Raw genomic sequence first — 18,302 nt, forward strand, 5'->3', positions numbered from 1 at the left:
TCAAAATAAAATTGCTTAAAATCGTTGATAACACTTGACTTAGAGTAGAAAAAGCAAGCAGCTGGAACTGCTTGTTTTAAAAATTATTTACTTAAAATATGCTCTTGTATAATCAACTTCACCAACGGAGTGCCATAATACACCCTTTAAGTTGCTTCTTACTAAGTGACTTTCGGTCATGTTGTACAAAGGTGCTACTGCAGTATCTTTAGTTAACTGACTTTGAGCATTTCTCATATTTTGCCAGTATTGTTTGACATCTGCAGCGCTCTTGCTTTTAGCGGCACTAATGTAATTATCGTAAGCCTTACTACTATACTTACCGTAATTTTGAGCATTATTGGTTTGAAGGATATCAAAATCACTCATTGGGTCAGCATAATCAGCAAGCCATAAACTAAAGTGCATGTCAAAGTTGCCTTTACTTACATTATCTTGGCTATTTTTAGCAGGAACAGCGTGTACTTCAACATCTGCACCTTTTAATTTGGATTCAACTTGTGATTGAACAAATTGGGCAATATTCTTATTGATAGTTTGATCATCTGTATAGTAAGTTAAAGTGACAGATTTCTTTCCTTCTTCTTTTAAGCCTTCTTGCCATAATTTTTGTGCTTTTTTGACATTATAATTTTCACTTGGCTTCATTTCAGTTGCAAAATCTTTGCCAGTGGTTGGATCTTTAGCTAAAGTTGGTGCAACAAATGTATATGCAGGTTCTGAACCATCGGCAAGTACTTTTTCAGCTAAGTGTTTTTTGTCTAATACTAAAGATAGAGCCTCACGTAATTTAGAATTTGAAAATACACGTCCTTGACGTTGATTTAGTTGTAAATAGTAGACTCCGGCACGTTTAAGATGCATTAAATTTTTATCTTTTTGCAAGCCTTGAGCCGTGGTTCCTGTAATAGTTGCGTCATCAAGATTTCCTTGTTGGAAAAGTTGATGTGCGGTGTTTGCATCTTTTACAACTTGCATTTTCATTTTCTTTAAATGGATATCTTTTTTATCGTAATAATATTTATTTTGGTCCAAGTCCCATGACAAATTGCTACCTGTCCAACCATCAACCTTGAATGGTCCATTGTAGTACATCTTATTAGAAGCAGAACCATAGCTTTTGCCAAATTTAGTTAAAGCAGCTTTGCTTTGTGGGAAGAATGCTGGCAGAACCATCATTCTAGTAAAGTATGGCATTGGATATTCTAGGTCAACTTGAAGAGTGCGATTGTTTAAAGCTTTGACCCCTAGATCTTTTGCTGGCAACTTACCTGCAGTGACTTTGGTGGCATTCTTTACACCAGTGAAGATATAAGAATAACCTGATTGAGAGCTAGGACTGACAGATCTACGCCATGAATTAACAAAATCTTCCGCAGTTACAGGATCTCCATTGGACCATTTAGCATTTTTTCTTAAGGTGAAGGTATATCTTTTACCGTGATCTGTTGGCTTAACTAATTTTGTAGCCATTGCTGGAGAAGGATTACCTTCTTTATCGGCACGATAAAGTCCTTCCATAGAATTTTCTAGGACATTCCATTGACTAATATTAGCTTGATTAGAAGTATCTAAAGATAAGATTTCTCCTGTTTGCATTAAATGTAAAGTTTGATCTTTTTTATTAGCAGAAGCGTTGTTATTTCCACAAGCAGCGGTAGCTAAAGAAGCTAAGACGACGGAAGCGGATAATAGTAATTTGTTTAATTTCATAGTTTATTCTCCCTTGAATGTGTTGTTCTCAACATCGTGTAAAAACTTAGTTAAAGACGTGAAAAATGCTTTTGGATTATCAGTATTATGACAATGTCCGCCATCCGGAGTTAAAGTTAAGCGTGAATTACTTAGTGTTTGATGCATTCTGCGAGCAGCTGAAAGTGGCATAGTATCGAATTCTCCAAAGGTTAATAAAGTTGGCATCTTCAAACTTGCTAGTTTCTCTCTGAAATCCCATTTGGTAAGCTCACCCACCATAACAAATTCATTATTTCCTTGGAAATAGTTGTAAATCACATTATTGTGAGTATTTACAGGATGAGCTGTACCTGTGGGATGTCTTGTTAAAAAGAGGGAATAAAGATGAGCAACTAATTGCTGATACATAGGGTCAGTAAAGTTCTCAGCTTTTTCACATTCTTTCATGTAATCAACTTGTTCAGGTAAAAAAGTTTCTTCACGTTCATGATTAATATTTTCTGTATATTCATCTAAGTTATCAATCATTGACATTAGAACTAAGCCCTTTAGGTGTTTGCCATATTTGTAAGCATATTCTTGAGCAAGAAGTCCACCCCATGAATGTCCCAACAAGTAAAAATTATCTAAGCCTAACTTTTGTCTTACTTCTTCGACTTCATCGACATATCGAGGGATAGAAAGTAATGATTTATTTTCTTTTTTAGTAAAATCAGGTTGATCAGAATAGTAAGATCCTAATTGATCATATGAATAAACTTCAACGCCTTGCCCTTTTAAGCCATCTTTAAAATTATCAAAAGTTTCATGTGTTCCGCCAGGGCCACCATGTAAGCAAAGCAGTTTAATAGGTCCTTCATTGACTTTTCGTGTAAATAGGTGATAACCATTATCTAAAGTTACTAATCTTGTTTGATCCATTGCCAATTCTCCTTAAAAATTAATAACTTAACTTTGATAATAAAAAAACGCCCTACCAGACCAATTTGATCTAATAGGGCGTTTAAAACGCGGTACCACCTATTTTTGTTAAAAGTTTTTCAACATTTAACCTTCTGCACGTGCGGCCAATCTATTTGTGATTAGCGATACGTCGCCGCTGTATAGGGCGGACCCTGAGAATGCTAATTATCGCACTCTCGGCTCAAAGGTGATTTTCGCGTAAGACTTAATTATCTTCTTTCACCAAGCGAAGACTCTCTGAAAATCTTATCTTAAGTTACTTTCCTTATCAAAGCTAAAATATTATTTATGTTATAAGTTATAATACTGAAGCATTAATTAATTGTCAATAGTTTTTTAAATTATTTTTAATCAAGCGCATAAATCTTTACAGTGAAATCCAAAAAAACAAGCAGCTATTAACTGCTTGCTTAGATGAAGGTATTTTATTAATGAAATTATTTTACGTTTAAAACCACGTAGTAGATAATGAACACCACGAACAGAATCCACATCATTGGTGTGATTTCCTTGAAACGCTTGGCTGCGATCATTGAGATTGGGTAAACGATAATTCCCCAACCTAAACCGTCTGAGATAGAGTATGTAAGAGGCATTCCGATGGCAATAAGGAAACATGGAATGGCGATTTCGAGGTTGGTCCAATGTACGTTAGCCAAGTTTTCGGCCATCAGTACACCAACAATGATTAAGGCAGGAGCAGTTACTTGAGTGGTAAAGACACTTAAGATTGGACTAAAGATTGTAGAAATGAGGAAGAAGATACCTACCCAAACTGCGGTTAAACCGGTTCTACCACCAACGGCAATACCAGAACTTGATTCCACAAATGCACCAACTGGTGAAGTACCAAGAACTGAACCAACAAGCATACCAGATGAGTCGGCAGCTAAAGCTTCACCGGCACGTGGCATCTTGTTGTCTTTCATCAAACCAGCTTGTTGAACCAAACCGATCAAGGTACCAGTGGTATCGAAGAAGGTAACAAGCAAGAAGGTGAAGACAACTACCCACATTTGAACGGTGTTGATGTCACCGATATGGAAGATTGCTTGACCAAAGGTTGGAGCGATACTTGGAACAGATGAAACGATACCTTTAGGCATTGGAATTTGACCAATAACGACACCGAAGACAGCAGATATAATCATACCGATGAAGATGGCACCCGGTACACGGGCAATCATCAAGAAGATAGTAATGAATAAACCGAAAATAGTGATCCAAACAGTTGGATTGTTAAGGCTACCGATAGTAACCAAAGTTGAGTCACTGTTTTGAATTAACTTACCACCTTGAAGACCGATGAAGGCGATGAATAAACCGATACCGGCAGAAATAGCATATTTAATGTCTGCAGGTATCGCATCAATAATCATCTCACGAACTTTAAAGACAGTTAGTAAAATGAAAAGAATTGATGCAACAAAAACGGCAGCTAAAGCTGTTTGCCATTTAACGTGCATGCCAAGACAAACTGTGTAAGTGAAGAATGCGTTCAAACCTAACGTTGGAGCTGAAGCGATTGGATAGTTGGCAACAAGTCCCATCACGATACAGGTGAATGCTGCAGATAATGCAGTAACGGTGAACAATGCACCTTTATCCATACCACTAGCGCCCAAAACGTTTGGGTTAACGAAAAGAATGTATGACATACTTACGAAAGTAGTCAAACCGGCTAAAAGCTCGGTCTTAAAGGAGGTATTGTTCTCCTTTAAATGAAAGAAATTACTGATTGCGTTCATTTAGTCCTCCGAAATTTGTATAAAGTGAACATTCAATTAAAATTATACAGCTAATGTTAATAATTTCAATAGGAAAAGAGTAAAATATTTGCTTTTTGAAGTTTTTTCAGGAAAATTTAGCTTATTCTTGACTCTGACGTAGCGTAAACCCGTATATTTAAGTTGTGAGGTGAGAAAGTAATGTCAGAATATACAATCGGAGATTTAGCAAAGAAGTTGAACATAACCACTAGAACCATTCGCTATTATGATCGAAAAGGTTTGGTAAAACCCAGCAGAGTGAGTGAAAGTGGCTATCGCTTATATTCTGCTAAGCAGGTAAAGCAATTAAAACTGATTATCTTTTTAAAAGAACTAGGCTTTTCACTAAAAGATATTCAAAAAATATTAGAGGATAAAAATGGTGATAAGTTGATCGATCTTTTGCTCGAAGATCAACTAAAAAGAAATAAAGAAGAAACACAGAAACTAGAAGATTGCGCTGTACCAACTGCCATAAAAAATCATATTGTTTAGAAACTGTACGCTGATATTTCCTGGGCAATAAAGGCTGATACGAATTAAGTATCGACCTTTTGGGGTTAAATTTATCTGCGATAATGTAAAAAAATTACATTTATGAAAGTATGTATTACAATGAGATCAAATTTGAAAGGGAAATGATAAAAATGAATACACTAACTATAATTATCTTTATATTTTTCTTAGCACTTGGCTATGTTTTGGAAACTGTCAAATCTTTTGTGTAAATAGATCTTTCTCGTAAATTGATTTTTTAATTATTTATTTAATCAAAGTAGGATTCTAAGGTGTCCTGAACCTGACCGAAGCCTTTATGAATTCGATTGAAATAACGGTCATTGTAGCTCATTGCCTGAATACCAATAAAAGCATCAAGCGACTGTTCAGTTGGAAACTCTGCCTTAGGCTTAGCTTTGCGCTTGATCACATTGTTAAAGGATTCAATCATGTTAGTCGAATAAATTGAAGCTCTGATCTGCTTGGGATAGTTATAAAAGACCAGCAGATCTGGTTCTATGTCTTTCAAGCTTCTGATAACATGGCTGTAAACCTTGCCCCATTTGGTATAGAAGTCATGCAGGACAGCTGTGGCTTCTTCTTTGTTTGTCTGTTGATGCACCTGTTTGAATTCGTTCATGATCTTTTCACGATCGTCGACGCGTACTTTAGCGCAGATATTGCGCATGACATGAACCAAACAGCGTTGAAAATGAGCTTTAGGATAAGTCCTGGCCAAGGCTGTTTTCATGCCAACAACACCATCAGAAAGAAAGAGTTCAACTTGCTTCAAGCCTCGGGACTTCATGTTTTGAAGCATCTCTGTCCAGACTTCAATGTTCTCACTAGGAGCAATGCAGTAGTCAATGACTTCTTTATGTCCATTAGGTTTAATGCCAATGGCAATATAGACTGCTTCACGCTCAAACGTTTCTCGGCGCAAAGGAAGGTATGTCGCATCCAAATAGACGCAGAAAAACTTGTCGCTTAGCTTGCGTTTGTGGTAAGCCTCAACCTTTGGAATCATCTGCTTGGAAATATTTGATACTTGAGCTGGACTGTAATGGCTGCCATACATCTTTTCAATTAGATCGGCTATTTCCCTGGTGGTCACGCCCTTGGAGTAAAGCTTGATAATCATGCTTTCCAAGATATCCGAGTGCTGCTTGTAGTCAGGCAGCGTGTGCTGATGAAATTGACCGTTGCGATCCCGAGGCACTTGCACTTCAATTGGGCCAAATTGCGTATCAACTTTGCGGAAATAAGCACCATTTCTAGAGTTGCCAGTATTCCAGCCATTTCTGGCATAGGGATCATAGCCCAGAAAGGCAGTCAATTCAGCTTCTAGCAAGTCATTAACAGCCTGTTGTAGCTCTTTGCGCAATAAATCATTTATTTTGTCTGGATTGAATAGAGCTTGAGCAAAATCTTTGGTAAAATCATTCATGAAGGAGTTCTTCTTTCTGTATGTGTTTTTTTGTTCAAACCAATCATACGAGAAAGGAACTCCTTTTTCTAATGTTTAAAGAAATAAATTTAAGGAATCATTCATCCTTACACAAACTATTTTACAGTCTCATGTTTTGGTAACCTATAGAAAAAATAGAGCCAGCGTAGAGTATGACGAACGTCAAGCATCAATTCGTAATCATGGCTATAAATATGCCTTTATTGCAATAGCCATTAGTGATTCTTTTTTATTACTTCTTGCAGAAGAGCTTAAATTGAAAATGACACCTACCTTTTTTATTAATGGCGCCACTTTTTATTGGATGTATAGCGTCTGCGAGTTATACAATTTTCAAGGGAGCATATATTGCTATGCATGAAAACTTATTGGGAAGTTCTATAATTTTTATTGCATTAGGAATTGTGGATTTAATTTGTAGTATTCTAGGTCTTATTGAAAATGCAGCTAAATGGGATGGCAATGTTTTAATGTTACTATTTGGCTTGTTTATGCTTTTAGTTGGTGGTAACTATGCATATCAGCTCTACATTAGTAAGGTGAAAAAATGAAAAATTTAAAAATGAAGGCAGCCCGTGCAGGTAAGGACTTATCGCAGCAAGAGTTAGCTGACATAGTAAATGTTTCTAGGCAAACAATTTCAGCAATTGAAAAAGGGGATTATAATCCGACGGTAAATCTGTGTATCCGAATTTGTGAAGCACTTGATAAGACATTAGATGATTTGTTTTGGCCAAAGTAAAAGCAGAATTCCACGTGGATTCTGCTTTTTTTGTGCCATCTTTAAAAATTAGCTAAAAATAAAAAAAACATTGAAAATGTTAGTACTATAAATTAATATGTTATTAACATATATTTAATATAAAAAGTAGCTGCAATTACTTTGGAGGTAGCACTATGGAAATCAAAGAATTGTTCAGACAAAATATTCCGCGAGCCATTCTAATCATCTTCCTATTTGTCTTATACACACTAGGAGGAACAGTTAATGAATATCTATTTAAATATGCGCTAAATGATATTACAGCTGGCAACTTGACAGGATATGTTCAGTGGCAAGCTATCGAATTAGCTCTAGAACTGCTAGTAGCCTTATTGCTGCCGGTTGCCACCCAAACAATGACCAGGCAAGTACAGAACTATATTCACCAGATCAGAAAAGACCTTACACATCACTATTATGCAGGTGGGGATGAAAAAGTCTCTAAAATGCAGAATGAACTAACAGCTAATTTAAAATTGCTTGATAATGATTATGCAACTCCGTGGATTGATATCCTAAGCGCAGTTTTACAGATCGTTTTTGGTGTTGCTCTTTTAATCAGTATGAATTGGCTACTTCTTTTGTTTACTGCTATTTTGGCTGTCGTTACGCTTTTATTACCCAAAATAATGGAGAAAAAAACTTCAGCTGCAGTGAAGGAAGTTAATGTCAAAAATGAGAAGCTGTTAAATACAATTGAGCATTGGCTGGGTGGTTTACAAGAATTGAGAAGATACACTGCTTATGCACGCTTAAGCCGCGAACTACATAAAGCTAGCCACTCATACGTTGATGCAAATAAGCAAAGCTACAAATATCGCAGTATTTCTTATATTATCAATACTTTTGGTAATGCAATTGCTCAAATAGGGATGAGCGCTTTAGCCGGCTTTCTATTTATTTTTCATCAGATTTCTTTCGGTGATTGGGCTGTAGCCGGATCATTTGCCTTCTTAATCTTTTCATCGATCTTTAATATGACTAGTGCTATTACTCGGGTCAAGTCAACTAAAGAATTACGTGAACAAACTTTTTTGCTTCGTAAAAAGATTAAGGACGAATCTGAAAATAAGCAGCTAGCCTATGGCATTACTGTTTCGAATTTATCTGCCAAATATGAAAATGGTGAACAAATCTCTTATCCAGACTTTAGTATTAAGCCAGGAGCAAAGGTTCTGCTTACAGGGGATTCAGGCACAGGTAAATCGACCTTGTTTAAATTACTTTTAGGCAAGATGAAACCTGAAAGTGGCGAAATAAAGTTTACTGATCAAGCCGGTAATTTAATTCCATTTGCTGAAGCCAAAGTTGGTTACTTACCACAAGATCCAATTGTTTTTCCAGCTTCAATTAGCGATAACATCACAATGTTTAATGAAAAGTTAGCTGATAAAGTTGAAACCGTAGTAAGTGGTATGCAGCTTGCTCCAGATCTAGCCAAGATGCCGAATGGTGTTCAAACCGTTATTGATGTCAAAAATGAGAACATTTCCGGTGGTCAAAGACAAAAAATGGTCTTAGCCAGAAGTGTAATTCATGATCAGCCATTTGTTTTGATGGACGAAGTCACCAGCGCAATTGATCGTGCAGGATCAGAAAAGATCATCGACAATCTTTTGCATAGTAACCGAACCATTCTGATGATTGCTCATAATTTGTCACCAGAAGTTAAAGCTAAATTTGATCAAGAAATTAAGTTCACTAGAACAAGAAAAGAGGCAAACAGATGAATCTGAAAAAATTTATTCAAGTTAATCCTTTCCGCTTCTACCTATATCTTTTAGGCGCAATTCTTGTTCCTGCATTAAATGTTCTTAACACCTTTTTGGTGCAATTAGAGGCTGATATTGTCTTATCAAGGAACCTTAGAAACTTTATCTTGATCACAGTAATTACATTTGTGATTATTCTAGTTTCATATTTAATAAATAGCGGCATTATCTATTTGAATAAGTCGCAAGAACAAGATCTTAATGATCAAATAAGAACTAAGATTGTTAGTCATTATTATCATGATGGTAAAAATCATGAAGTCGGTGCAATGCAAAATCGCCTAACTAATGACCTATCAATGATTAATGACAACTACTATGAACCAATCTTTAATTTGATTTATGGGATTGTCACAATGATTGCGGTGTTAATTTGTCTGATTTTGCTCAATTGGCAACTCCTTATTGTGATTGCGCTGATGGTTGCTGTCTCCTTTGTTTTGCCTAAGATAACTGAGAAGCCGCTTCAAAAGGCAACGCAATTAATTTCTGATCGAAATCAGGCTTACCTCGATAGTTTGAATGATTGGTTATCCGGTCTTGAACAGATTCGTCAATTCTTGGCAGGAGCTAAATTATTTGCCGTTACGGAAAATGCATCTAAGAAGCTAGAAGATGCTACTGTTAAGCAAATATATTACATCAAATTGCTTAATGCCTTTAATGGAATTGTTTCCGCATTATTTGGTTTTATTCTTTTTGTATTAACCGGTTATTTGGTTAAAAACGGTGCCGTTACGGTTGGTACACTGCTGATCGTTGGTAACTTTCGCTTCTATCTAAATGCATCTATTGAATATATTTCTAATTCTTGGGGCCAGATGAAGGGAACCAAGAAGTTAATTGAGGAAGTTAATGAAACTGCTGCTGCGGTACCTGCTCAATCTAATGAAGATGAAGCTACACCTAAGGGATTTGCTACACAGGACCTAGAGCTGCAGTTTCCCAATGGTGAAAAACTGACTTATCCAGATATTCAAGTTAAAAACGGTGAAAAAATTCTATTAACAGGTGATTCTGGCGCAGGTAAATCAACTTTATTTAAATTGATTTTAGGTGAGCTTAAGCCAACTAATGGTAAAGTAATTTTCCAAGACGAAGATGGACAAGCAATTAAACCAGATATGAGCCGAATCGACTATATTCCGCAAGATCCGGTTGTCTTTCCAGCTACAATTGCTGACAATATTACAATGTTCGATGATCAATTGAATAATCAGGTTGAACAAGTTGTTCAAGAAGTTAACTTTATTGCTGATATTAATAAATTTAAAGATGGGCTTAAGCAAGAACTTAATCTAGATAATTTGAATATTTCTGGTGGTCAACGGCAAAAGATCGTCCTTGCTCGTGCTAAAATTCATGATTCAGATATCATTCTGATTGATGAGGGTACGAGTGCAATTGATTCAAAGGGAACTAAAGAAATTTTGAATAATTTGCTGAAAAGTAAGGCGACGATTGTCTTTATTGCTCATAATTTCAGCTTAGAATTACAAAAGATCTTTGATCGTGAAATTCATTTAAGTAAGAATTAGTTTTATAAGAAAAAAGCCTTTATCGAGTATATTCGATAAAAGGCTCTTTTTTTGCAATCTTATCGATTATACTCGATAAGATTGATGATTTTGATGACTTCATCGATTATAATCGATATAAATGAGGTGAGCGCATGATTAAACGAACTATATATTTAAATCGAATTAATCCATTTATTGATAAAGACATCATTAAGGTAATTACTGGCATTCGTCGTAGTGGGAAATCAGTTCTACTGCAACAAATTCAGATGAATTAGTGGATCGTGGAAAAGATAGAGCTAATTTCATTTACATTAACTTTGAAGACTTACAATATGAATCATTACTTAACTACAGAGAGCTTAATCGGGAATTAGTTAAACGGATCAAGCAGATTGATGGAAAAGCCTATCTTTTTCTAGATGAAATTCAGAAAGTTAAATCCTGGGAAAAAACGATTAATTCTTTACGTGCCACTTATAATTGCGATATCTACATTACTGGTTCAAATTCTCAATTACTATCAGGTGAGTTAGCAACTGAAATTGCTGGTCGATATGTCGAAATTAAGGTTTATCCTTTTTCTTTCAGAGAATTTCTAGAAGCAATAAATTCCGATCAACAAAATATAGATCAAGATTTCACTACTTATGTGGAAGTAGGAGGAATGCCTTTCTTGTCGCTGATCTATTCGGATCAACAAGCATGTGATACCTACTTGCAGGATATTTATAGTTCTGTGGTTTTAAAAGATATTGTTGATCGACATGCAATTAGAAACGTGGATTTGCTTAGAAGAATAATCAGCTATTTAAGTAGTGAAATTGGACATCCTATCTCAGCTACAGGTATAGCTAAATTTCTTAAGAGTAAGCACAGAGGTAGTTCTGCGGATACGATTCTTGATTATATTTCATACATTTGTGATGCATATTTATTTACGCGTGTTCCTAGAACCGATCTACGTGGCAAAGAGAACCTGAGAGTTAACGATAAATACTACATTGCTGACCATGGCTTACGCCAAACCATTGTTGGCAATAATCAGCAAAATATTGATCAAATTCTTGAAAATATTGTTTTTATTGAACTGTTACGCCGTGGATATCACGTTTCGGTTGGACTAAATGACAAAAAAGAGATTGATTTTGTAGCTCAAAAGGGTAATGATAAACGGTACTATCAAGTGACTTACATGCTGGGAAGTCAGACAACAATTGACCGCGAATTTGGCGCATATGATGATATTGCAGATAATTATCCTAAATATGTGCTTTCAATGGATAAATTTGATATGAGTCGTAATGGAATTATTCATCAAAATATTATTGATTTTTTGCTAGAAAAGTAAGAAAAGGTGTAAGCAAAAAGGATAAAGTTCAAGTTCGAACTTTATCCTTTTCTTTATATATTCTTTTTTAGCTAAAAGTTCAGTACCCACAAGAAGATAATGAATACGAAGAACAGTACCCACATCATCGGGCTGATTTCCTTACCACGCTTAGCTGCAAGCATGCAGATTGGGTAAGAAATCAGCCCCCATGACAAACCATCAGAAATTGAGTAGGTAAGTGGCATACCTAAAATAATAAGGAATGCAGGAACCGCAATTTCTAACTTGTTCCAGTGAATATGAGCAGTATTTTGTGCCATCAAGACACCAACGATAATCAAAGCTGGTGCAGTAACTTGACTAGTGAACACGCCCAAAAGTGGACTGAAGATCATTGAGATCAAGAAGAAGATTGCTACAAAGACGGCAGTCAAACCAGTTCTACCACCAACGGCAATACCGGCACTTGATTCAACGAACGCACCAACTGGTGAAGTACCAAGAATTGAACCAACAGCCATCGCACTTGAGTCGGCAGCTAAAGCTTTACCAACACGTGGCATCTTGTTGTTCTTCATAAAGCCGGCTTGTTGAGCCAAACCGATCAAAGTACCAGCAGTATCGAAGAAAGTAACAAGTAAGAAGGTTAAGACAATAACCCACATTTGAACGGAATTAATATCCTTAACGTGGAAGATAGCTTGACCAAAAGTTGGAGCCAAACTTGGAGCCGTTGAGATCACCTTGTGTGGCAATGTAATTTGACCAGTACAAATACCGAAAATAGCGGCCAAAACCATACCGATGAAGATCGCACCTGGAACGCCCAAAATCATCAAGATAACAGTTACAAGCAAACCAAAGATCGTGATCCAAACAAGTGGATCGTGAAGTGAGCCTAAGCCAACCAAAGTTGATTTATTTGCGACGATTAACTTACCGTTTTGTAAACCTAAGAAGGCAATGAACAAACCGATACCAGATGAGATAGCAAACTTTAAGTCAGCTGGAATTGAATCAATGATCTTCTCACGTAATTTGAACAGAGTGATCAAAATAAAGATGATTGATGCAACGAAAACGCTGGCTAAAGCAGTTTGCCATGAAACATGCATCCCCACACAAACGGTGTAAGCGAAGAATGCGTTAATACCAAGAGCAGGAGCTTCACCAATTGGGTAGTTAGCAACAATACCCATGATTGCAGTACCAAGCGCACTGGCTAAAGCAGTAGCAGTAAAGACAGCACCTGTGTTCATGCCACTGGCACCTAAAACGCTAGGGTTAACAAACAAAATGTATGACATACTAATGAAAGTAGTCAAACCAGCAATAAATTCGACTTTAATGCTGGTATTGTATTTATCTAGTTGAAAATATTTCCTAATAAAATTCATAAAACTCTCTCCAAAGAATTGTTCGTGTTTTTGCTTTCTGAAAGCAACTATTATACTTTAGCATTCATAATTAAATTTGTAAACACGAATTATTGTCAAGAGATCATACTGATTCATTATAATTTGCTGTACAGAGATAGACTTTAAGCACCAAATTACTTTCATTATCAGTTTTTTAGCATTATTCTTAATTACATAGATTAAAGAGATTAGGGGTGAAAAAATGTCCGCAAAACTTATTTTTTCAGATATCGATGGCACATTAATTAACGATGAATTGAAGGTAACGCCTAAAACGCGTGATGCAATTAGGCATCAGATTATTGCTGGCAATATCTTTATACCAGCTTCAGCTCGCCTGCCTAAGGGAATTATGACAGCGGTAGGACAGATCCTGACAGTCTTTCCGATGATTGCCTATAATGGCGCATTAGCACTAGATGAAACAGGCAGAGCATTAATTACGCGTTTTTTTAATGCAAAAGAAGCAGCAGAAATTTGCCATTATGTTGAAAAGCAAAATAATGGCACGGCTTGGAATATCTATAGCGGCTATGTGTGGTATTGCGCTAAAGAAAAGAGTCCGCTGGTTGAACATGAAGAGAAAATTGTCAATGTTAAGGCCACTCCGGTTACTGTTGATCAAATTGAGCAATTGCAGGGCGTACACAAAGCTTTGATCATGGGCAAACCAGAAGAACTTGATCGTATGCAAAAAGAATTGATTAAAAAATTCCCAGATTTGAGCTTTGTCAGATCCTCAAGAACACTACTAGAAGTCGTACTAAAAGGCGTAAGCAAGGCCAGTGCAGTAGCAATTTTAGCGAAAGAATACAAGGTACCACTAAAAGATTGCATTGCTTTAGGTGATAACTATAATGATGAAGAAATGCTGGAAGAAGTAGGTCATCCAATTTTAATGGGTAATGCACCCGCAGAATTAAAAGAGAAGATTGGCTTAGATCATGTGACGCTCGATAATAATCATGATGGAATTGCTGAAGCGTTGGCAAAATTTGAATAAAGAAAAACCGCATAGAATTTCTATGCGGTTTATTATTTCCTAGGAAATTATGCTTCGATTTGGATATCTGTTGGCTTTTTCCAATCTTCAGGAAGCTTTCCCATTTCTTTTAATTTGTCTGTGATTTGATCCAAGACTACTTGCTTGTCGGCTGGATTAGCCATGAAATCTAGTTTATCGCCATCGATTTCCATCTTTGGTGAGTAATCGTAATTCTCATACCAAGGCTTGTAATAGCGAAGCAGACGCTTATAGTAGTCTTCTAGAGTTGAGTCATAACTCAATTGTTCATATGGACGACCACGCTTTTTAATCCGTTTAATCATGGTGTCATATGAAACATTAATATGAACAAGCAAATCTGGATTCTTCTTAGGCATTCTTTCAAGCTCGTTCATCATATTGTGCAGAAGTTCATAGTAAGTATCCACTTCTTCTGAGGTTGCACGACCAATGTCAGCGTTCATTTGGAAGAAGAGCGCATCTTCGTAGATAGAACGATCGAGTACATTATTATCTTCAGTAAGAGCATCTTTAATGCTGTGAAAACGCGTGTTTAAGAAGTATACCTGCAATAAGAAAGCATATTTCTTAGGATCAGCATAAAAGAGTGGCAGAACTGGATTGTCGTCAACACTTTCATAAAATGGCTTAGTACCTAAATATTTGGATAAAATACCTGTTAAACTGGATTTCCCGGCTCCAATTGGCCCGCTTAAAACAATAACTGTCATCACGTTCCTTCTTTTTATTCAGTCTTATAAGTTACCGATTTCGTGCAACTTCTCATCAATTTCCTTCAATACTTCTCTTTGGGCATCCATGCTAGAAACAAAATCAAGTTTGTCACCATTAATAGCCATCTTAGGAGAAGCATCATATTGTTCATACCAAGGCTCATAGTATCTGAGCAATCTAGCGTAGTAATCCTTCAAGCCTGGATCTGTGCTGATTTGTTCAAATGAACGACCACGCTTTTTAATGCGCTTAAGCATGGTATCAAGTGAAACATGGATGTAGATAAGCAAATCAGGCTTCTTGCTTGGGTTGCCTGGCGTATCTTCCATCATGTTTTCAAGCAAGTCATCATAGATCTTAAATTCTGTAGGATCTGCGACCTTGCTGTCAGCGTTCATCTTGAAGAAAAGCGCATCTTCATAGATAGAACGATCGGATACGCTGTTCTTATCTTGAATAGCTTGATTGATTTGAGCTAAACGGTGGTTAAGCAAATAAGTGTTAAGTAAAAAAGTGTAACGCTTCATATCCTTATAATAAAGCGGCAAAACAGGGTTACTATCAACGCCTTCGTAAAATGCTTGTGTACCTAGGTGCTCTGCTAAAATACTGGTTAAACTGGATTTCCCGGCTCCAATTGGCCCGCTTAAAACAATAACTTGAATCACATTCTTTCTTAAATACCAGATATTGGACAATTAATAAGTTTAATACAAGATATTGTGGCACACAAGCTCTTTTTTAATTCTGTTTCACACGAAAAAGTCAAGGGTAGAAATGAAAAATCGGATAGGAATGAAACATAATTCAATTAGAGCAGAGAAATTATAAAAAATGAATTATACTTCAATATTTAGAGCAAAAATGCGATTTAGTGAAGTATAATTCACAAAAATAGCTAGGTCTTCTACGATTGTAGAAAGCCTAGCTTTTCATTTTTAGGGATAAATTGTTATTTAGTTCTTGTATTTGTCGTCTAGTTCTTGAGCTGCAGCCTTATCAACGATGATAGTTACATCAGGATGTTTTTGTAAAATTGATGCAGGCACTTGTTCAGTAACTGGACCTTCGATCATTTCTTTGATTGCTTGTGCTTTCTTTTCACCAAAAGCCATCAAAACGACCTTTTTAGCATCCATGATGTTGGCAGTACCCATACAAATTGCACTCTTAGGTACTTCATCTTCATTGTCGAAGAAACGTGAGTTAGCTTTGATTGTATTTTCGGTCAACTTAACTTCATGAGTACCGATGTCAAAAGGAGTGCCAGGTTCATTAAAGGCAATGTGACCGTTACGGCCGATACCTAATAGTTGCACGTCAATTGGATTATCTTTGATAATTTGATCGTATTCTTTGCAAGTAGTAGCAACATCTTTAGTCATGCCGTCTGGAACGTAAGATTTCTTGAAAGGCTTTTTGTCGAATAAGTGCTTGCGCATGAAGTAGTGGTAACTTTGAGGATTATCAGGTGTTAAGCCAACATATTCATCAAGGTTAATGCTAATTAAGTTTGAACAGTTAAGATCACTGTTAGTAAAGTTTTGATAAAGAGTTTCAGGGGTAGAACCGGTAGCTAAACCTAAAACTTTAGCACCATTTTTGATTTCATTTTCAAAAATCTCGAATGCTTTTGCTCCACCTTGAATTTTGTTTTCAGTAACAATAATTTTCATTTTAAAACCCTCCTTTACTGGTCTAGTCCATTATAAAATGGAATAGACCATTTTGTCAATTGGTAAAATGAAAATCACAGAACTATGTTAAAATTTGAGTAAAGGAAGTGAATACGGATGGATTTTGAAAAGTTAACAGGCTTAGGTATAGGTACTTGGGGGATTGGTGAAGATCCCAAAAATAAAAAAGATGAAATTGCGGCCATTCGCTATGGTTTAGATAATGGCTTGAACATTATCGATACAGCAGAAATGTATGGTGATGGCAAAAGTGAAGAGCTGATAGGCGAGGCAATTAAAGATTACGATCGTGATAAATTGTTTTTAATTTCAAAATTCTATCCCTATCATGCGACTCCTGAGCTAGAGAGAAAGAGTCTGGAAGCTAGCTTAGAGAGATTAGGTACTGATTATTTAGATTTATATTTATTGCATTGGCGCGGTAATCATCGTTTATCAGACACGATTCGCGGTTTGCAAGCTTTGCAAAAAGAAGGATTAATTCGTCACTGGGGCGTTTCTAACTTTGATACGTCTGATATGAAAGAATTATTTAGTGTGCCTGGTGGAACAAAATGTTTTGCTAACGAAGATCTCTATAATATTAAGGAACGAGGCACAGAGTTTGATTTGCAAGACTGGCAAACAGAGCATGGCGTCAGCTTTATTGGTTATTCTCCGTTTAATTCTGGAGCAGGAGACACGATTAGAATTACGCAGAATTTGAAGATCGTGGCTCGCGATCATGGTGTAACACCGCATCAAATTATGCTTGCTTGGACTTTGCGCAATGGCAATGTGTTGGCCATTCCAAAAAGCAGCAGTATTAAACACATGAAGGAAAATATTGCTGCTCAAGAAATAAAGTTAACTGATGACGAGTTAAGGTTAATTAATAGTGATTTTCCAATTCCAACGGAGAAAACTCCTTTAGCGGTAATTTAAGTAAAAAATAAAAGACTTGTTTCATGTGAAACAGGCCTTTTTTGCTGAGAAAAAATTCTGACTATGGTTTAATTAGTAGTATCTTTTTAATGAATTGGGGATAAAAATGAGACGAGAAGAAACGAGACGCATGACCATTACTGCAGTTTTTGCAGCTATTTTGATCATGCAAACTTTCGTACCGAATATTGGTTATGTGCGAATCATTCCGGCCTTGCCTGCAATTACCACGATTCCGATGACAATTGCGATTTATGGTACTTTGATGGGCCCTAAGGCAGGTTTAGGATTTGGATTATTTTGGGGAATTACCAGATTAATCGTTGCATATACGCAACCTGGAGATATGGTCAGCTTGATGCTGTTCCAAAATCCAGTAATTTCTGTTGTGCCTAGTGTTTTAGCAGGCTTTTTCCCAGGCTTAATTTCCAAAGCAATGGGCAAAACCAATTATGCCAAGTTAGGCTACATTTTGAGTGGAGCAGTAACTTCATTGACCAACACGATCATGGTAATTTTACTGACAAGTATTTTCTTTATGCATGATCCAGCTAGTCTGCTTCATTATTTAGGCAACTATAATTCTAGCACGCCGCTGATTCTGATTTTGATTACAGCGCTAGGTGCAAATGGTGTGATTGAAGCAATCTTCACTGCATTAGTAGTGCCGGTGATTGTTACACCACTTAATTTAGTGTTGAAAAGAGCGTAAAAAACAGCGTTAGTAATTCTAACGCTGTT

18 protein-coding genes and 1 other annotated feature are annotated in these 18,302 nt (G+C 36.4%); of the genes, 10 read left to right on the top strand and 8 right to left on the bottom strand.

Annotated elements, in window-relative coordinates; all coding sequences use genetic code 11:
• Positions 1–87: 87 nt before the first annotated feature.
• From CP355_RS03855 to CP355_RS03865, 3 genes are all read right to left on the bottom strand, one after another.
• Positions 88–1,713 carry a peptide ABC transporter substrate-binding protein gene (locus CP355_RS03855; RefSeq protein ID WP_087176293.1) on the bottom strand — a complete coding sequence of 542 codons (1,626 nt, stop codon included), beginning with the start codon at positions 1,711–1,713 and terminating at the stop codon, positions 88–90.
• A gap of 3 nt (positions 1,714–1,716) precedes the next feature.
• The gene (locus CP355_RS03860) at positions 1,717–2,616 is read right to left on the bottom strand and encodes a proline iminopeptidase-family hydrolase (RefSeq protein WP_087236101.1); all 900 of its coding nucleotides are present in this window, start codon (positions 2,614–2,616) and stop codon (positions 1,717–1,719) included.
• A 71-nt stretch (positions 2,617–2,687) separates the two neighbouring features.
• Positions 2,688–2,939, bottom strand: a binding site (T-box leader).
• Between the two features lie 156 nt (positions 2,940–3,095).
• A complete protein-coding gene (locus CP355_RS03865; RefSeq protein ID WP_098043928.1) occupies positions 3,096–4,406 on the bottom strand; it encodes an NCS2 family permease in 1,311 nt (436 codons plus the stop codon).
• A gap of 180 nt (positions 4,407–4,586) precedes the next feature.
• On the opposite strand from CP355_RS03865, the gene CP355_RS03870 reads away from it, so the two are divergent.
• Complete coding sequence (locus tag CP355_RS03870; protein ID WP_233185871.1) at positions 4,587–4,922, top strand: MerR family transcriptional regulator; 336 nt, start codon at positions 4,587–4,589, stop codon at positions 4,920–4,922.
• Between the two features lie 271 nt (positions 4,923–5,193).
• On the opposite strand, the gene CP355_RS03875 is transcribed toward CP355_RS03870, so the two are convergent.
• Positions 5,194–6,372 (bottom strand): IS256 family transposase, encoded by a 1,179-nt coding sequence (locus CP355_RS03875; RefSeq protein WP_098043929.1) that lies wholly within the window; start codon positions 6,370–6,372, stop codon positions 5,194–5,196.
• 374 nt (positions 6,373–6,746) lie between these two features.
• Here CP355_RS03875 and CP355_RS03880 point away from each other — a divergent pair, with 374 nt between their 5' ends.
• The 6 genes from CP355_RS03880 to CP355_RS03900 all read left to right on the top strand — a co-directional run bounded on the left by CP355_RS03880 (position 6,747) and on the right by CP355_RS03900 (position 11,799).
• Positions 6,747–6,944: a hypothetical protein gene (locus CP355_RS03880; RefSeq protein ID WP_098043930.1), complete on the top strand. Its 198-nt coding sequence runs from the start codon at positions 6,747–6,749 to the stop codon at positions 6,942–6,944.
• Positions 6,941–7,135: a helix-turn-helix transcriptional regulator gene (locus tag CP355_RS03885; protein WP_025014280.1), complete on the top strand. Its 195-nt coding sequence runs from the start codon at positions 6,941–6,943 to the stop codon at positions 7,133–7,135. Before CP355_RS03880 ends, CP355_RS03885 begins: the two co-directional genes overlap by 4 nt.
• Before the next feature lie 155 nt (positions 7,136–7,290).
• On the top strand, positions 7,291–8,886 hold the full coding sequence (locus CP355_RS03890) for an ABC transporter ATP-binding protein (RefSeq protein ID WP_098043931.1): 1,596 nt from the start codon (positions 7,291–7,293) through the stop codon (positions 8,884–8,886).
• On the top strand, positions 8,883–10,466 hold the full coding sequence (locus tag CP355_RS03895; protein WP_098037083.1) for an ABC transporter ATP-binding protein: 1,584 nt from the start codon (positions 8,883–8,885) through the stop codon (positions 10,464–10,466). Before CP355_RS03890 ends, CP355_RS03895 begins: the two co-directional genes overlap by 4 nt.
• A gap of 134 nt (positions 10,467–10,600) precedes the next feature.
• Complete coding sequence (locus CP355_RS10500) at positions 10,601–10,726, top strand: ATPase (RefSeq protein ID WP_233185866.1); 126 nt, start codon at positions 10,601–10,603, stop codon at positions 10,724–10,726.
• Positions 10,726–11,799 carry an ATP-binding protein gene (locus CP355_RS03900; protein WP_233186982.1) on the top strand — a complete coding sequence of 358 codons (1,074 nt, stop codon included), beginning with the start codon at positions 10,726–10,728 and terminating at the stop codon, positions 11,797–11,799. The genes CP355_RS10500 and CP355_RS03900 overlap by 1 nt, the downstream gene beginning before the upstream one ends.
• 71 nt (positions 11,800–11,870) lie before the next feature.
• Here the strand turns inward: CP355_RS03900 and CP355_RS03905 are convergent, their stop codons facing one another.
• On the bottom strand, positions 11,871–13,178 hold the full coding sequence (locus CP355_RS03905; RefSeq protein WP_098037119.1) for an NCS2 family permease: 1,308 nt from the start codon (positions 13,176–13,178) through the stop codon (positions 11,871–11,873).
• A 223-nt stretch (positions 13,179–13,401) separates the two neighbouring features.
• Here CP355_RS03905 and CP355_RS03910 point away from each other — a divergent pair, with 223 nt between their 5' ends.
• The gene (locus CP355_RS03910) at positions 13,402–14,202 is read left to right on the top strand and encodes a Cof-type HAD-IIB family hydrolase (RefSeq protein WP_098043932.1); all 801 of its coding nucleotides are present in this window, start codon (positions 13,402–13,404) and stop codon (positions 14,200–14,202) included.
• Between the two features lie 47 nt (positions 14,203–14,249).
• Here CP355_RS03910 and CP355_RS03915 read toward each other — a convergent pair whose 3' ends face one another.
• The 3 genes from CP355_RS03915 to nagB form a co-directional block, all read right to left on the bottom strand.
• Positions 14,250–14,936, bottom strand: a complete 687-nt coding sequence (locus CP355_RS03915; RefSeq protein ID WP_025006212.1) for a deoxynucleoside kinase — start codon at positions 14,934–14,936, stop codon at positions 14,250–14,252.
• Between the two features lie 24 nt (positions 14,937–14,960).
• A complete protein-coding gene (locus CP355_RS03920; protein ID WP_098043933.1) occupies positions 14,961–15,608 on the bottom strand; it encodes a deoxynucleoside kinase in 648 nt (215 codons plus the stop codon).
• A 288-nt stretch (positions 15,609–15,896) separates the two neighbouring features.
• Positions 15,897–16,616, bottom strand: coding sequence for a glucosamine-6-phosphate deaminase (gene nagB / locus CP355_RS03925; RefSeq protein WP_098043934.1), 720 nt, complete (start codon positions 16,614–16,616; stop codon positions 15,897–15,899).
• 117 nt (positions 16,617–16,733) lie between these two features.
• Between nagB and CP355_RS03930 the strand changes: the two genes are divergently transcribed.
• Both CP355_RS03930 and CP355_RS03935 read left to right on the top strand, forming a co-directional pair.
• Positions 16,734–17,561: an aldo/keto reductase gene (locus CP355_RS03930; RefSeq protein ID WP_025006215.1), complete on the top strand. Its 828-nt coding sequence runs from the start codon at positions 16,734–16,736 to the stop codon at positions 17,559–17,561.
• A gap of 106 nt (positions 17,562–17,667) precedes the next feature.
• Positions 17,668–18,273, top strand: a complete 606-nt coding sequence (locus CP355_RS03935; protein WP_087176284.1) for an ECF transporter S component — start codon at positions 17,668–17,670, stop codon at positions 18,271–18,273.
• Positions 18,274–18,302 lie beyond the last annotated feature (29 nt).

Source organism: Lactobacillus sp. UMNPBX4, from assembly GCF_002554115.1.
GTDB lineage: Bacteria > Bacillota > Bacilli > Lactobacillales > Lactobacillaceae > Lactobacillus > Lactobacillus gallinarum.

Bases quoted from the DNA above. Each gene is read 5' to 3' on its own strand.
- CP355_RS03905 (WP_098037119.1), bottom strand. From the start codon at position 13,178: ATGAATTTTATTAGGAAATATTTTCAACTAGATAAATACAATACCAGC.
- CP355_RS03930 (WP_025006215.1), top strand. From the start codon at position 16,734: ATGGATTTTGAAAAGTTAACAGGCTTAGGTATAGGTACTTGGGGGATT.
- CP355_RS03860 (WP_087236101.1), bottom strand. From the start codon at position 2,616: ATGGATCAAACAAGATTAGTAACTTTAGATAATGGTTATCACCTATTT.
- CP355_RS03875 (WP_098043929.1), bottom strand. From the start codon at position 6,372: ATGAATGATTTTACCAAAGATTTTGCTCAAGCTCTATTCAATCCAGAC.
- CP355_RS03910 (WP_098043932.1), top strand. From the start codon at position 13,402: ATGTCCGCAAAACTTATTTTTTCAGATATCGATGGCACATTAATTAAC.
- CP355_RS03880 (WP_098043930.1), top strand. From the start codon at position 6,747: ATGCATGAAAACTTATTGGGAAGTTCTATAATTTTTATTGCATTAGGA.
- CP355_RS03870 (WP_233185871.1), top strand. From the start codon at position 4,587: ATGTCAGAATATACAATCGGAGATTTAGCAAAGAAGTTGAACATAACC.
- CP355_RS03895 (WP_098037083.1), top strand. From the start codon at position 8,883: ATGAATCTGAAAAAATTTATTCAAGTTAATCCTTTCCGCTTCTACCTA.
- CP355_RS03885 (WP_025014280.1), top strand. From the start codon at position 6,941: ATGAAAAATTTAAAAATGAAGGCAGCCCGTGCAGGTAAGGACTTATCG.
- nagB (WP_098043934.1), bottom strand. From the start codon at position 16,616: ATGAAAATTATTGTTACTGAAAACAAAATTCAAGGTGGAGCAAAAGCA.
- CP355_RS03935 (WP_087176284.1), top strand. From the start codon at position 17,668: ATGAGACGAGAAGAAACGAGACGCATGACCATTACTGCAGTTTTTGCA.
- CP355_RS03890 (WP_098043931.1), top strand. From the start codon at position 7,291: ATGGAAATCAAAGAATTGTTCAGACAAAATATTCCGCGAGCCATTCTA.
- CP355_RS03915 (WP_025006212.1), bottom strand. From the start codon at position 14,936: ATGACAGTTATTGTTTTAAGCGGGCCAATTGGAGCCGGGAAATCCAGT.
- CP355_RS10500 (WP_233185866.1), top strand. From the start codon at position 10,601: ATGATTAAACGAACTATATATTTAAATCGAATTAATCCATTTATTGAT.
- CP355_RS03865 (WP_098043928.1), bottom strand. From the start codon at position 4,406: ATGAACGCAATCAGTAATTTCTTTCATTTAAAGGAGAACAATACCTCC.
- CP355_RS03855 (WP_087176293.1), bottom strand. From the start codon at position 1,713: ATGAAATTAAACAAATTACTATTATCCGCTTCCGTCGTCTTAGCTTCT.